This window comes from Streptomyces aculeolatus, assembly GCF_020400605.1.
GTDB lineage: Bacteria > Actinomycetota > Actinomycetes > Streptomycetales > Streptomycetaceae > Streptomyces > Streptomyces aculeolatus.
This window is the reverse complement of the sequence record NZ_JAINRD010000025.1, coordinates 56255-69545: the sequence shown is the minus strand read 5'-3', so window position 1 is coordinate 69545 and position 13291 is coordinate 56255. Positions and strand designations below refer to the sequence as shown.

The following is a 13291-nucleotide window of genomic DNA, read 5'->3' as shown; positions in this document are numbered from 1 at the left end:
GGTGCGGCGGTGTTCGGCGGAGTCCGGGTGGTGGCGGTGGCGGGGCGCGGTGGGTTCGCCGTCACAGCGCGATGTCGTAGCCGCCCGTGCTCAGTGTCGCCGCGTCGCCGTCCCGCGGGCAGCGGTACGACACTTGCGCCAGCAGCAACCGCAGCACCTCGCGCACCGGCCGCGTCAGCCCCGGCGCGTCGAGGGCGGCGAGCAGGGCGTCGACATGGGCGGGTCGCGCGTAGGCGAGCGGGCGGGTGGCGAGGGAGGGGATCTCCGCGTGGCGCAGGTCGTACAGGTCGGTGATGCCGCCCGCGTACCCCGCGGCGAGCAACCCGCCGTCGGGGGAGGCGTGCAGGCTGGTCACGGGCCCGAGCATGTACCGGCTGGGCGAAGCCGGGGGCTCCGGCATCACGCCGGGGCGGGGCGCGAGGGTGGCGGCGTCGAGCAGGCGCAGCCGCCAGTCGTCGTCCACGATCGCGAGCTGCCCGCGGCCCGGCAGCGCGGTCATCGCCGTGACGCCGTCGACGGACCCGGCCGACGGCAGCGCCCCGACCTCCGGCCGGAGCACCTCGACGACGCCGCGGCGCTGCTCGTGGACGGCGAGGGCGGCGGGTCCTGCGAGGACGGCGCGGGTGGTGACGCGGGGGCGGGTGCCTCTGGCGAGGACCCGGGGGGTGGGGATGGCGCCGGGGCGCGGACCGGTGACCGATTCCGGGCCCGCCGCCGTGCCCTGCGCCGCATCCGCGTCCGCGCCCCGGTCCCGGTCCCGGTCCCCGTTCAACTCGACGAGCAGCAACCGGCGTCCGCAGACCGCCAGCCGTCCCGTGTACGCGTCCGCGGCCAGCGCGCGCGGCCAATCAGCACCGGGGTCCAGGCCCCACGCGGCGACGGACACCTCGCTCGGCTCCGGCAACGGTAGGCCGTCCTCGACCCCGCCGTCCGCGCCCTCGCCGGCACCCGCGTCCGCCGGGCCGCCGAACAGCAGGTGCCCCGACCGCGTACCGGCGACGAACCGCCCCGCCCCCCATGCCTCCAGCGACGTCACGGCCCCCGGCAACTCCCGCAGCACCCGGCTCCGCCCGCCCGCGCAGTGCAGCAGCCGGGACGGCTGGAACGCGGTGCTCGTCCGCTCCGCCGCGACGAACGCCTCGCCGCCCAGGTGCGCCAAGTGCCCCACCGACGACGCGAATCCGTCGTACCGCTCGGCCAGCTCCCCCCGGTGCAGGTCGATCACGCCCGCCGCGCGGTTGCTGGTCGCGACGGCGAGCAGCGGCGCGTCCGGGGCGAAGGACAGGTCGTTGACCCGGCCGCGGAAGCGGATACGGGCCAGGTGGTAGCCGGCGGGCCAGTCGCGTTCGAGGGCGGCGAGGCCGGCGGCGAGCGTTCCGGGGTCGATGCCGCGGAGCAGGGCCAGCAGCCGCCGCCCGGCCTCGTCGCCGGGCCGCCAGGCGTCGCGGGGGTGGGAGGCGGCGCCGTCGCGGGGGTCGGGGCGGTCGCGGGGGGTGCGTCCGGTGGCGTCGGCCGGAGGGGTATCCGCCGCCTGGCGGGCGGCGAGGAGGGGCACCAGCCGGTGGCCGCGGGCGAGGGGGAGGTCGCGTACGAGCTGCCACAGGTCCGCGAGCCGGTCCTCGTCGTCGAGCCACCCGGCGAGGTGCGTCAACTCCGCGTCGGTCAGCCCGTCGACCCGCCGCGCCCGCTCCTCACCGTCGGCCGCCCCGAGCACCATCTGCGCCAGCCCCGGCCCGGCGGTCCAGCGCGCCGTACGGGCCTGTATGTCGGGCGGCTGGTCGGTGTGGAGAAGGAAGGCGGCGCGGCGGGCGGGGTCGCGGTGGGAGGGGGCGAGGTGGTGGGTGACGCACCAGCGGAGGAGGTCGCGGCGAGGTTCGAGGGCGTACGCGCACAGTTCGTCGACGAAGTCGGCGAGGTCGGAGAGGACACCGAGGTCGGAGTCGTCCTCGACCCTGCGCGGTGCGGGGGATCGTTCGCGCAGGGCGAGGATCCGTTCCCGCGCGACCGCCGCGAGCGGGTGGTCGTCCGCGTACCCGGCCGCCTCGATGAGTGCCTGCCGGGTCCCGTCGTGGGCCAGCAACCGCGCGGTATCCGGCTCCACCACCACGCGGCTCAGGGCCCGCCTGTCCGGGGAAGGAGCCTCGCGACCCCAGCCGGTCAGGGCGGGCAGCAGGCGCCTGCGGGGCGCGCGCGCCGGCAGCCCACCCGCGGGTATGCGCTGGAGGAAACCCTTCCAGAGCATGTCCAGTTCTATCGGCGGCGGTACAGAGGGGCAGGTCAAGAGAATGTCGAACAGCCGCTCGTCCGTCACGAGCGGGCCGACGTCGGGGGCGCCGCGGGAGACCGACTGGGGCCACAGCCTGTTCGTCGCCCAGGTGTCCGCGGTGCGGCACAGCTCGGTGACCGCCTTCCGGACGTCATTGTCGTGGTCGGCAAGGAGCGCCGGTGCGTGCGCGGCCCAGTCCCGTCCGGTGGCGCGCAGTTGCTCCGGCCCGTGCAGGGCGGCCGTGCGCAGCCGCGCGAACGAATGCGGCGTGGCGAGCGCCCGGGTGTCGAGCACGGTCTGCCGCAGGCCGGGGTCGTCGGTGGCGGCCCACCGGTCGGCGACGACGGTTCTGGCCTGGTGCGTACGCGGGTGCTCGGGCTCACGGGCGACGCGGCTCAGCACCGCCAACGCCCCCGGTTCGCCGCGTAGCGCCTCGTCCGTCAAGCGCCGCCAGGCGCGCCGTGCCCGTGCGCTGACCTCACGGGGTCCCCGGGCCCGCCGCAACAGCCGCTCGGCCCGGCGCTCACCCCGCGCCTGCTCCCGCCCCGCCGCCGTCTCGTCCAAAGCCGGTCCCCCTCGCTGCCGTTCGACAGGCCCCCCGCCGGGGCGGCGGGGGGCCTGTCGAAGGGAGGATCAGATGGCGCCGAACTCGTTGCGCCGGACGGCGGTGATGAAGGATGTCCAGGCGGTGGGTGCGAAGGTGAGTGTGGGGCCGTGTGGGTCTTTGCTGTCACGGACGGGGATGACGCCTGAGGTGACGTGAGCCGGAGCCCACTCGACACAGTTGCCCCCGCCGTTCCCGCTGTAGCTCGACTTGACCCATTCCGTAGGGGAGAGGTCAGGCGTGGTGCTCATGTCGGAAGTACCTCCATGACGGACCGGATAAAGGCCGCCGAGTCATCCGGCGACAGGGCCGATGCCCTTAAGAGATCGTATACCCGCTGCCGTTCGATGGCGCTCGGATGATCCTCCGTCAACGTGCCGGTAGTGATGCTCTCTTCGTAGGCGACCCGTGCGCCATTCTCCATGGTCATCAGCATGATTGAGCCGCCAATCAGCGGATGTCCCCCAACGTCGAAGGGGATGACCTGGACCATGGTCCTCTTTGTGAACGTCAGCTCCACAAGGCGTGCGAGCTGTGCGCGCATCACTTCCGGCCCGCCGAGTCCCCGGCGGAACATGGACTCGTCCAGCACCGCGGAATAGTCCAGCAACGTGTCAGAGGAAAGGACAGCCTGCCGACTCAGGCGAGCAGTGACCAGTTCCTCGATCCTGTCTTCCGGTGCCCAGGGGTTGGCCTGTGTGAATTGGGCGCGCGCATAGCTCTCCGTCTGGAGCAGACCCGGCACAATCTGGCTGCTGTACTCACCGATTACCTGGGCGCGCGCCTCAAGTTCCATCCGGCGTTTGAACTGGTCGGGGTGGATCTCCTTCGCCGCGAGCTTGTACAGCTCCTGGAAGATCCCGTCCGTGCCGAACGCGGCGTCCAGCCGCGGCGGCAGATCCGGCGGCGGCATCGCTTGTGCCGTCTCGATGCGGGCCAGGTGGCTGCGGCTGATGTTCACGACGTCGTTCAGCGCTTCGAGGCTCATGCCCGCGCGCATGCGGTGGGAGCGCATCTTCGCGCCGAAGAGGTGTCGGGCGCTTCGGTCGGGGGTGAGTTCGCGAGGGCGTGCGGACATGGTGCGACTCCAGTCTCTCCAGCGATGGCGGGGGACAGAAAGACCTGTTGCAGAACAGGAACGGAGGGCAACGCTGTACTTACGCAACGTAGTAGATCCCCGGTCAGGGCATCGGACGAACTGACGAATTGGCGGGCGTGGGGGCGGACGGGGACTACGACACGGCTTCACCCGGAACGAGGTAAGGACCATGACCACGCAGTCGCGGATGTTCGCCCGGAGCGCCCGTTCGGTAGGCAGGGCGCGCGAGTTCGTCGCCGGTGTGGCGGACGCGGGCGATCGGGCGGACGACATCGGGGTGTGCGTCTCGGAGTTGGCGACCAATGCGCTACGGCATACGCCCGTGGGGCGCCGGTTCCTCGTACGGGTGGTGGCGCAGCCGCATGTCGTTCAGGTGGAGGTGCACGACGCCGGGGGCGGGGAGCCGCATGTGTGCGCCCCCGCGGACACGGATGATCGGGGGCGGGGGTTACTCCTGGTGGCGGCCCTGGCCGACGACTGGGGCACTTCGCCGCGCAACGGCCCGGGGAAGGCAGTCTGGGCAACGTTCAAGGTCCCGGTCGCGGAACCAACCCCCCATCTCCCCTCACACCCACCCAAGGGTAGGCGCCCGCTCTGACAATCGATCACGCCTCGTGCTGTCACGGCTGCATACCGAAGTCCCCGGCCATACCCGCTGATCTACGGCGGAGGGCATCCTCGGCGTACGGGATGAGCGAGGGGTGGAGAGGGCTGCGGGCGTGGCGAGGCATGTGGGGCGGGGCCGGTGGCGGTGGATGCTCGCCCGGCTGGTGTGGGCGCCGGTGTGCGGCCTCGCGGCGGGTGGGATCGCGTGGGCGGTCGTACGGATCGGGCTGGACACGGCGGATCAGCTCTCCAGTGTGATCGGCGGGGCCGCCGGCCTGGTCGGTCTCGCGGTATCGCTGCTCACCCTGCGTTCGCCCGCTCCCGCCCTTCCCACTGCCGCTGTTGGCGGTGGGGCGGGAGGGCGTTGGGTGCGGGAGGCCGCCGCTCATGCCTCGTACCGCGCTCCCGCCGTTCCGGCCCCTGTACGTGGCCGCGACAGCCAGCTCGCCGACATCGAGCAGATGGCGGCCGGTCGGGACGGCGGACTGGTCGTGGTCTGCGGTACGGGCGGGCTGGGCAAGACCACCCTTGCCGCCCAGGCCGCCCAACAGGCCGAGGCGCAGGGGCGGGCGGTGTTCTGGGTGCGGTGGCAGGACGACGCCGCCCGCCTCGCCCATGACCTCACCCGCGTGGTCAAGGAACTGGGACTCGCCGAGCCCCGACTTCAGGACGCGCAGAGCGGCCAGGCCGCGCTTGTCGACGTGGTGTGGGAGCACTTGGCGGCGGTACGGGGGTGGGTGATCGTGATCGACAACGTCGACACCCCTCGCAGCCTCGGCCCGGGCAGTGAGCCGCCTGGTTCTTACCGGGGGTGGGTACGTCCTGACGGAGCGGGGCTCTTGGTGGTCACCACCCGTGACGGCGCGCCCGACACCTGGGGGCCGAGAGCCCGCCTCGTCCCCCTCGAACCCTTGGCTTACGACGCCTCCGGTCAGGTGCTACGTGACGCCGCACCCGGCGCCGGCACCGTGCAGGAGGCCGCCGCGCTCGGGGAACGCCTCGGCGGGCTCCCGCTCGCGCTGGAGACCGCGGGCCGCTACCTGGCCAACCCCACCAGCCGCTACCGCACCTTCACCGCCTACGAGCACGCCCTTGCCACCGAGTTCGGCGACCTCGTCGGTGCAGAACACCCGCAGGCGGCCGATCAGGAAGTCGCCCGCACAGTGGTGCGGCACACCTTCGACCTCTCCCTCACCCAACTCCACACCGACGGCTACACCCTGGCCCACCCCACCCTGTACCTCCTCGCGCTCCTCGCACCCGCACCCGTCCCCCGTGCCCTTCTCACCCCCGCCCTGCTCACCGACGCCACCGGCCGCACGGTCACCGCAGCCGAACTCGACGCCGCCCTCGCAGGGCTCCACCAGTACGGCTTGATCAACACCCCGGGGGAGACCCTTGCGGTCGGGCAGGTTGTGCTGCATCCCGTGGTCCACGACGTCATCGCGCTCACCACGCCCCCCAGCACCGACCGCACCACCTGCTACGCCGCCCTCGACGCCCACCTCACCCGAACCGTGCACGACACCACCGCCGCGGGCCGCGCCGGCTGGCCCACCGCCCGCCTCCTCGCTGCCCACCTCCCGGCCCTACTCGACCGCACCTCAGACGCCGACTTCACCACCAACCGCGACCTGCTCGACAACCTCGCCGACACCCTCCACGACGCGGGTGCCGCGACGGAGGAACACCCCCTGCGCCAGTGCGTCCTGGATGCCGAGACCCACCACCTGGGCCCGGATCACCCCGAGACCGTCACCGGCCGCCACTACCTCGCCAACGCCCTGGACTCACTCGCCCGTCACCAGGAGGCCGCCGACCTGCACCGGCAGACCCTCACCGACGACGAACGCGTCCTGGGCCCGGATCACCCCAACACCCTCGGCAGCCGCAACAACGTGGCCAACGCCCTATACGAGCTGGGTCGTTATCAGGAGGCGGCGGATCTTCATCGGCGGACGCTCACCGACCGCGAACGTGTCCTGGGTCCGGATCACCCCCAAACCTTCGCCAGCCGCGACAACCTCGCCAGCGCCCTCGACGAGCTGGGTCGTTATCAGGAGGCGGCGGATCTTCATCAGTGGGCCCTTGCCGACCGCGAACGTGTCCTGGGTCCGGATCACCCCCAAACCTTCGCCAGCCGCAACAACCTTGCCACCTCCCTGTTCGCGCTGGGTCGTTATCAGGAGGCGGCGGATCTTCATCAGCGGACGCTCACCGATCACGAACGCGTCCTGGGCCCGGATCACCCGCGCACCCTCGCCAGCCGCAACAACCTTGCCACCGCCCTGTGGACGCTGGGTCGTTATCAGGAGGCGGCGGATCTTCATCAGCGGACGCTCACCGACTACGAACGTGTCCTGGGTCCGGACCACCCCCATACCTTCGCCAGCCGCAGCGACTTCGCCACCTCCCTGTTCGCGCTGGGTCGTTATCAGGAGGCGGCGGATCTTCATCAGCGGGCCCTCACCGATCACGAACGTGTCCTGGGTCCGGATCACCCTCGCACCCTCGCCAGCCGCAACAACCTCGCGGAGGCCCGGGCCGCGGTCGCGCGTACCCAACGGCGCCGATGGCCGTGGCGGCGTGCCCGTCCCTGACCCTGCCCCAGGGCCGCACCCCGCACGGACTCGGCGGCAACGTGGCTGGTCCGACCCGTGCGTGCGCCGGGTGCGGGGGTGGGGCGAAGGGAGAAGCGGTGTCGTCAGGGCTCCCCCCGGGCCACCCCGCTTGTCGATTGTCGGGCCTGCGTCCGGCGTCAAGGGCGTTCCCTCCGCTTCGCTGCGGGAACGTCGCTGCGCGATGGGGCTTCGCCCCACCCTTGACCCCGGACTCCGGCCCGTGACAGACCGGCAGCTAAGGGTGGCCCAGGGGGAGCGGGCACCCGAACGCCGTGCCTACGGAGGCAGACCCCCGCGGACGGGGGGCCGGACCACCCGAGCCGGATCTGCCCGATCGCCGAGGCGTCCCCGCGGACGGGGGTTGGCCACCGGAGTCCCCCTCCGTCGCCGCCGCCCACGCCGCCCGGGTTTTCCCCCGGCGGCGCTGGTCCTCCTCCGTCGCCGGCGGCCCCCGCTGCCCGCGGTCCGGCCGCCCGGGCCCGTAGCGGACGAATCCGGTCGTAACTCGCGGTAACTCCCTCCGTGAATCAGGGCAAAACGGTCCTGAGGGCTGACTTTTGCTCGTTCGCGTGCATCCTGACTGTCCGAGTGTCGGCTTTCCCGGAATGCGCGCCGCCGGTGTGAAGTCTCAGTGGTCTGCCCGGCAAATCTGCCCAAAACGCCCGCCCGTCCCGAGTTTCGCCCCCATTTCGTCCGCCCGGCACCACCCCCTTACGTCCCAGGTAATCGCGCCGGCCCCGCCGCCGCGGGCAAGCTTGCGATCTCCCCGCGCAATCGAGACGCGGACCGAACGCAAAGAGGTATCCGTGTCCACCAGCACCCGCGACGTCGTTCAGGAACTGCTGCGCAGGATCGGCGACGGCGATCCCGAGCGCATCGCCGAGCTGTACGCCGACGGGGCCGACTGGAAGCTCGACTGGCCCGAAGCCGAGCACGGCCGTCCCGCCACCCCCTGGATCCGGCACCGTTCCACCCGTGCCGACGCCGCGGACCACTACCGCCGGATCGGCGAGTTCCACGTGCCGGAGGAGGTCGCGACCACCGTCGAGCGCATCCTCGTCGACGGGGACCATGCCGTCGTCCTCGGTGAGATCCGGCAGACCGCCCGGCCCACCGGACGGCCGTACCGTGCGCGGTTCGCCCTCCATCTCACCGTCGAGGACGGTCTCGTCACCCGCCACCATGTCTACGAGGACAGCCTCGCCGTCGCCCAGGCCTTCGACGCGGAACGGGCGTGAAGGTCACCGGGTCCGGGCCGCGGCGGCGGTGTTCCTCCCGAGCAGCGTCGCTATCAGGACCGCGCCAACCGTGAGGAGCACCGCGGCGACCGTGAGTGCGAGGGCGAAGCCCTCCGTGGCCGCGTGCAGCGGGTCGTGTTCCGCGGTCAGCGCGTCGCGGCGGCGCGTCGCCAGGGCGACGAGGACCGCCACCCCTATCGCCCCGCCGACCTGTTGTACGGAGCTGAGCACCGCCGAGCCGAGGCCCGCGTCCTCCTCGGTGGTGCCGCTGAGCGCCGCCACCGTCAGGGCGGGCAGGCTCAGTCCGCACCCGAGGCTCGTCACGAGCATGCCCGGCAGTACGCCGGTGGCGTAGCCGTCGCTCGGTGCCACGCCGGACAGCAGCAGCATCCCGGCCGCGGTGATCAGGAACGACGCGACGAGTGCCGGCCGGGTGCCCAGCCTGCGTACCGCTCGGGCGGAGAGCCACATGCCCGCCAGGATGCCCGCCCCGTACGGCAGATAGGCGAGGCCGGCCGTGAGCGGGTCGTAGCCGAGCACGGTCTGCAGGTGCACCATCAGCAGGAACGCCATCGCGTACATCGCGGCGGAGAACAGCAGGGTCGTCCCGTTCGCCACCGCACGGAAGCGGAAGGCCAGGAACGCCAACGGCACCAGCGGCTCCGCGGTCCGGGCTTCGACTGCCACGAACGCGGCGGCCAGGAGCACCGCGAGGACCAGGGGCCCGGTCGCGGCGGTGTCCGTCCAGCTCGACTCGCCGGTCTGGAGCAGCCCGTAGACCAGGGACACCACGGCACCCGTGCCCAGTACCGCACCGGGGACGTCGAGACGTACCGTGCGCGCGGCCCGGCTCTCCGGGACCAGGCGGGGGAGCAGCACCATGGCCGCCACGGCCACGGGCAGGTTGATCAGGAAGATCCAGCGCCAGGACGCCAGGCCGGTCAGCGCGCCGGAGATCACCAGGCCCGCCGTTCCGCCCAGCCCCGCTATCCCGCCCCAGATGCCGAACGCCCTGGCCCGCTCCCGGGGTCCCGGGTAGAGGAGCGCGATCAGCGCCAGCGCGGCCGGGCTGGCCATGGCCGCCCCAGCGCCCTGCACGAACCGCCCCGTCACCAACTGCCACGGCTCCTGCGCCAGCCCGCAGACCAGGCTCGCCGCGCCGAACAGCGCCACGCCGGTCAGGAAGACGCGCCTGCGGCCCAGCAGGTCCGCCATGCGGCCGAACAGCAGCAACAGCCCGCCGAAGGCGAGGAAGTAGGAGTTGACGACCCAGGCCAGGCCGGCGGCGCCGAAGCCGAGGTCGTCGCGCACGCTGGGGAGCGCGACGCTCACGACGTTGTCGTCCAGGACGAGCATGAACTGTACGAAGCACAGGACCACCAGCGCCGCTCCCCGGCGTCCCACGGTCTCGGCGCCGCCGGCGGCCGTGGCCGGTGCCGAGGTCATGCCGGGCGCTCCGTCCGAGTGGAGGGGTCGTCGGCAGTGCGGTGGCGCCCGTGGCGCGGCTGATCGATCGGCATGGTCACGACGCTATGCAGCCGCCGCGCTGGCCGCGATGCGTTACAGGGCCAGGTCGTATCGCGTTGAGGACATACGCTGGGCGCATGACCGACGCCGTCTTCGGAGCCGTCCCGGTCGGCGTGGGTGCCATCGTCGTCGGCACCTTCCCGCTGGCGTCCGGGCAGTGGTTCGTCCCGCACAGCCACCCGCAGCACCAGCTGGCCTGGGCGCGGCGCGGTGTGCTCGGCGTCGCCGTCGGCGACGCCTACTGGGTCCTGCCGCGTACGCGCGCGCTGTGGCTGCCCGCGGGCGTCGTCCACCGCACCGGGGCGACGCGCGACGCGGTGCTGTGCAGCCTGTACTTCGCACCGGACAGGTGCGACCTGGACTGGACGGAACCCACGCCGGTCGGCATCGACGGGCTGCTCGCCCACCTCATCGCGTACCTCGGCGACGACGACCTGCCCGACGGTGCGCGCCTGCGGGCCGAGGCGGTCGTCCTGGATCTCCTGCGGCCCCTGCCGGCGACGCCCATCGACGTACCGAGCGCCTCCGACGACCGCGTACGGGCCGTGGCCGACGCGCTGCTCGCCGACCCCGCGGACGCCCGGAGCCTCGAGGCGCACGCGCGGGACGCGGGGGTGAGCCGGCGCACCCTGACCCGGCTGTTCGTCCGCGACACCGGCATGAACTTCGACCGCTGGCGCACCCATGTGCGGCTGCGCGCCGCCCTCCCGCTGCTCGCCGAGGGACAACCCGTCTCCCGGGTCGCGCACGCCGTGGGGTACGCGACGCCGAGCGCCTTCCTCGCGGCGTTCCGCCGCACCGTCGGCACGTCCCCGGGTCAGTACCTGGGCGGCGGCGCCTCGTTCGAGGAGGCCGGCGGGAGCGGGCGGGCGGCCCGGTGATCCGGCGTTGTCAGACCGGGCGCCTACCCTTGGGTGGGCGTGCGGGGATGTGGGTGGTTTGTCGGAGCGGGCGCCTACCCTTGGGCGGGTGTGCGGGGGTCCTTGGGGTTTCCGGGTCCTCCGGGGCTCTTCCGGGTCCTCCGGGTTCGGCTAGGGCTTGAAGTACTCCGACATCATGTCGCTCACCCACTCCGGCTGACCGATCTCCCCCGGGCGGAACTCCGCCATCGCCGGCTTCAGGTCCACGACCGGTGTCCCCGACACCGCGTCGAGTCCCACCACGGTCAGCTCCCGCCCCTCGACCGACTCGATCGCGCAGCACGTCACCCCGATCCGGTTCGGTCTTCGCGGGCCGCGGCCCGCGAAGACGCCCATCGGCGGGAGGTCGGCGCGGCCCCGGTAGGGGCGGGGTTCGCGGAAGTCGTCGTCGGCCGCCGTCGGGAACCGGTCGAAGAGGAAGAGGACCTCCACGTGGGAGAAGCCCTCCAGGCCCGTCAGGCAGTCCTCGCCGAAGCGTTCGTCGACGGTGATCGTGCTGCGTACGGCGCCCCAGTTGTCCGTGTTCTGGATGTCCGTCCGGTCGTTGCGTACGGTGCCGATCGGTGTGATCTCGAAGCTGCGCATGGCCCGAGGCTATCCCCGGCGCGTCCGCCGCCTCCCGTGCCGGCGCCGGTCCCGTCAGCCGTCCCGGTTCACCCAGAACGACGGGCAGCGCACGCCCTTCTCCTGCGCCTTGTTCATCGCCCGGAGGCGCTCGTCGCGGACCGTCTCCAGGTCGAGCATCGGCTTGCCCGGCACGCTGCGGTAATACGTGACCGACTCCTGCCCCAGGTCCTCCACCAGCAGGTGCTCGCCGCGGGCGAAGGGCTTCTCGTCGTTCCACTCCTCCGGGTCCGGGATCCGCACCGTCGTGCGCGTCTCGGTCGACGGGGGCGTGTGCCAGCGGACGTCGGTCAGTGTGACCTCCACCCACGGGAACGCGTCCGGGGGATGCGGCACTTTCTCCACGTCGGCCACCGTGCCCTCCAGCAGGCGCTTCGTGCACGCGGCGTTCTCCAGCAGGGTCAGGCCCTTGCCGTCCGCGTCGGCGCCGCCCCCCGCTCCGCCCTTCGCGGTGCGGTCCGTCTCCGCGCCGCCGATCGCCGTGTACGCGAGGAAGCAGAACGCCGCCACCGCCGCCGCGCTCAGGGCCACCGCCGCGGCCCGCCGCGCCCGCCGCACCCCGCGCACCCGGCGCGCCCGGCGCGCCCCCCGCGCCCGCCCCGGCGGCCCGGCCCAGCCGGCCTCCCCCTCCCCGCCGGCCGCGGCCTCCTCCCGTACGGCCGCCGCGTCCGCTGTGTCCACCACGGCCGACTCCGCCGCGATCACCCCGAGCGCCTTCCGCAGCCGCTCCTCCTCCGCCTCCGTCAGACCGGCCACCTCACCGCACCTCCCTCTCCCGCAGCCGTGTGCGCAGCACCGCCGCGGCCCCGTGCAGGCGGCTCTTGACCGTGCCCTCCGGGATGCCCAGCGCCTCCGCGATGTCCTTCACCGGCAGGTCCGCGTAGTAGCGCAGCACCACCACCTGGCGCTGTCCCGCCGGCAGTTCCTCCAGGCCCTCCGCGACCGCGAGGGCCAGCAGCCGCGCGTCCTCGGGGTGTTCCGCCGGGCGGGTCCAGCGGGCGGCCAGGCGGTCGCGCAGGCCCGCGTCGCGGGTGCGGCCGCGGTGCCAGTCGGCCGCCACGCGCGAGGCGACGGCCGCCGCCCAGGCGGCCGGGTTGCGGACGGGGGCGCGGTCCGGGCGGTGCTGCTGCTCCAGCAGCTTGAGCTGGACCTGCTGCACGCCGTCGTCGAGTTCGCCGAACGGCACGCCGCCGAGCGCGAGCACGGCCCGCACCCGGCTCGCGTCGGCGGCGGACAGGGCGGGGCCCGCCTCGTGCGCCGGTCTGCGGCGGACTGCCATCGCGTCCCCTCCCTCGCCACGCCTGCAACCGCGTCAGGGCTATGACGGAGTACCGGGGCGGAACGTTCGCCAGGGCCGCGGACTCACTCCGGCACCACGGCCAGCGCGTCCACCTCCACCCGGAAGTCCGGGCTCACCAGCCCCGCCACCTGCACCAGCGAGCTGGCGGGCGGGAGCGCCGGGTTCTGCAGCTCGTCCCGTACGCGGCGGAACGCCGGCAGGTCGGCGAGGTCCGTCAGGTAGACCGTCAGCTTCACGACGTGCTCCAGGCCGGAACCAGCCCCCCGAAGGGCCGTGTCGAGGTTCGCGAAGACCTGGCGCACCTGCGCCTCCGCGTCGTTCGGGCCCACCAGGCGGCCGTCCCCGTCCAGCGGCACCTGGCCGGAGACGGCGACCATGGTTCCGGTGAACGCCACGGCGTGGCTGTAGCCGTTGACCGGCGGGGATCCCTCGGGCCGGACGATGTGCTGCTGCATGCGCGTGCTCCGCTCGTCGATCAGTTGTCGC

General features: G+C 73.2%; 12 protein-coding genes. 4 read left to right on the top strand and 8 right to left on the bottom strand.

What is annotated here, in order from left to right:
* Positions 1–61: 61 nt before the first annotated feature.
* The 3 genes from LG396_RS31890 to LG396_RS31880 all read right to left on the bottom strand — a co-directional run bounded on the left by LG396_RS31890 (position 62) and on the right by LG396_RS31880 (position 3948).
* Positions 62–2830 carry a hypothetical protein gene (locus LG396_RS31890; protein ID WP_225797416.1) on the bottom strand — a complete coding sequence of 923 codons (2769 nt, stop codon included), beginning with the start codon at positions 2828–2830 and terminating at the stop codon, positions 62–64.
* Positions 2831–2899: 69 nt separating this feature from the next.
* The gene (locus LG396_RS31885; RefSeq protein WP_225797415.1) at positions 2900–3121 is read right to left on the bottom strand and encodes a DUF397 domain-containing protein; all 222 of its coding nucleotides are present in this window, start codon (positions 3119–3121) and stop codon (positions 2900–2902) included.
* Positions 3118–3948 carry a helix-turn-helix domain-containing protein gene (locus LG396_RS31880; protein ID WP_037746201.1) on the bottom strand — a complete coding sequence of 277 codons (831 nt, stop codon included), beginning with the start codon at positions 3946–3948 and terminating at the stop codon, positions 3118–3120. Before LG396_RS31880 ends, LG396_RS31885 begins: the two co-directional genes overlap by 4 nt.
* A 190-nt stretch (positions 3949–4138) precedes the next feature.
* On the opposite strand from LG396_RS31880, the gene LG396_RS31875 reads away from it, so the two are divergent.
* The 3 genes from LG396_RS31875 (at position 4139) to LG396_RS31865 (ending at position 8434) form a co-directional block, all read left to right on the top strand.
* Positions 4139–4567 carry an ATP-binding protein gene (locus LG396_RS31875; RefSeq protein WP_225797414.1) on the top strand — a complete coding sequence of 143 codons (429 nt, stop codon included), beginning with the start codon at positions 4139–4141 and terminating at the stop codon, positions 4565–4567.
* A 121-nt stretch (positions 4568–4688) separates the two neighbouring features.
* Entirely contained in the window at positions 4689–7175 is a 2487-nt protein-coding gene (gene fxsT / locus LG396_RS31870) for an FxSxx-COOH system tetratricopeptide repeat protein (RefSeq protein ID WP_225797413.1), read from the top strand.
* A gap of 827 nt (positions 7176–8002) precedes the next feature.
* A complete protein-coding gene (locus LG396_RS31865) occupies positions 8003–8434 on the top strand; it encodes a nuclear transport factor 2 family protein (protein ID WP_225797412.1) in 432 nt (143 codons plus the stop codon).
* A 3-nt stretch (positions 8435–8437) separates the two neighbouring features.
* Here the strand turns inward: LG396_RS31865 and LG396_RS31860 are convergent, their stop codons facing one another.
* Positions 8438–9880 carry an MFS transporter gene (locus LG396_RS31860; RefSeq protein ID WP_225797411.1) on the bottom strand — a complete coding sequence of 481 codons (1443 nt, stop codon included), beginning with the start codon at positions 9878–9880 and terminating at the stop codon, positions 8438–8440.
* 158 nt (positions 9881–10038) lie between these two features.
* Here LG396_RS31860 and LG396_RS31855 point away from each other — a divergent pair, with 158 nt between their 5' ends.
* Positions 10039–10842, top strand: a complete 804-nt coding sequence (locus LG396_RS31855; protein ID WP_225797410.1) for a helix-turn-helix domain-containing protein — start codon at positions 10039–10041, stop codon at positions 10840–10842.
* 150 nt (positions 10843–10992) lie between these two features.
* On the opposite strand, the gene LG396_RS31850 is transcribed toward LG396_RS31855, so the two are convergent.
* The 4 genes from LG396_RS31850 to LG396_RS31835 form a co-directional block, all read right to left on the bottom strand.
* Entirely contained in the window at positions 10993–11466 is a 474-nt protein-coding gene (locus LG396_RS31850) for an SAM-dependent methyltransferase (protein WP_225797409.1), read from the bottom strand.
* A 54-nt stretch (positions 11467–11520) separates the two neighbouring features.
* Positions 11521–12261 (bottom strand): hypothetical protein, encoded by a 741-nt coding sequence (locus tag LG396_RS31845; RefSeq protein ID WP_225797408.1) that lies wholly within the window; start codon positions 12259–12261, stop codon positions 11521–11523.
* Between the two features lies 1 nt (position 12262).
* Positions 12263–12784, bottom strand: coding sequence for an RNA polymerase sigma factor (locus LG396_RS31840; RefSeq protein WP_018838516.1), 522 nt, complete (start codon positions 12782–12784; stop codon positions 12263–12265).
* Between the two features lie 83 nt (positions 12785–12867).
* Positions 12868–13260 carry a RidA family protein gene (locus tag LG396_RS31835; RefSeq protein WP_037746219.1) on the bottom strand — a complete coding sequence of 131 codons (393 nt, stop codon included), beginning with the start codon at positions 13258–13260 and terminating at the stop codon, positions 12868–12870.
* Between the last annotated feature and the right edge of the window lie 31 nt (positions 13261–13291).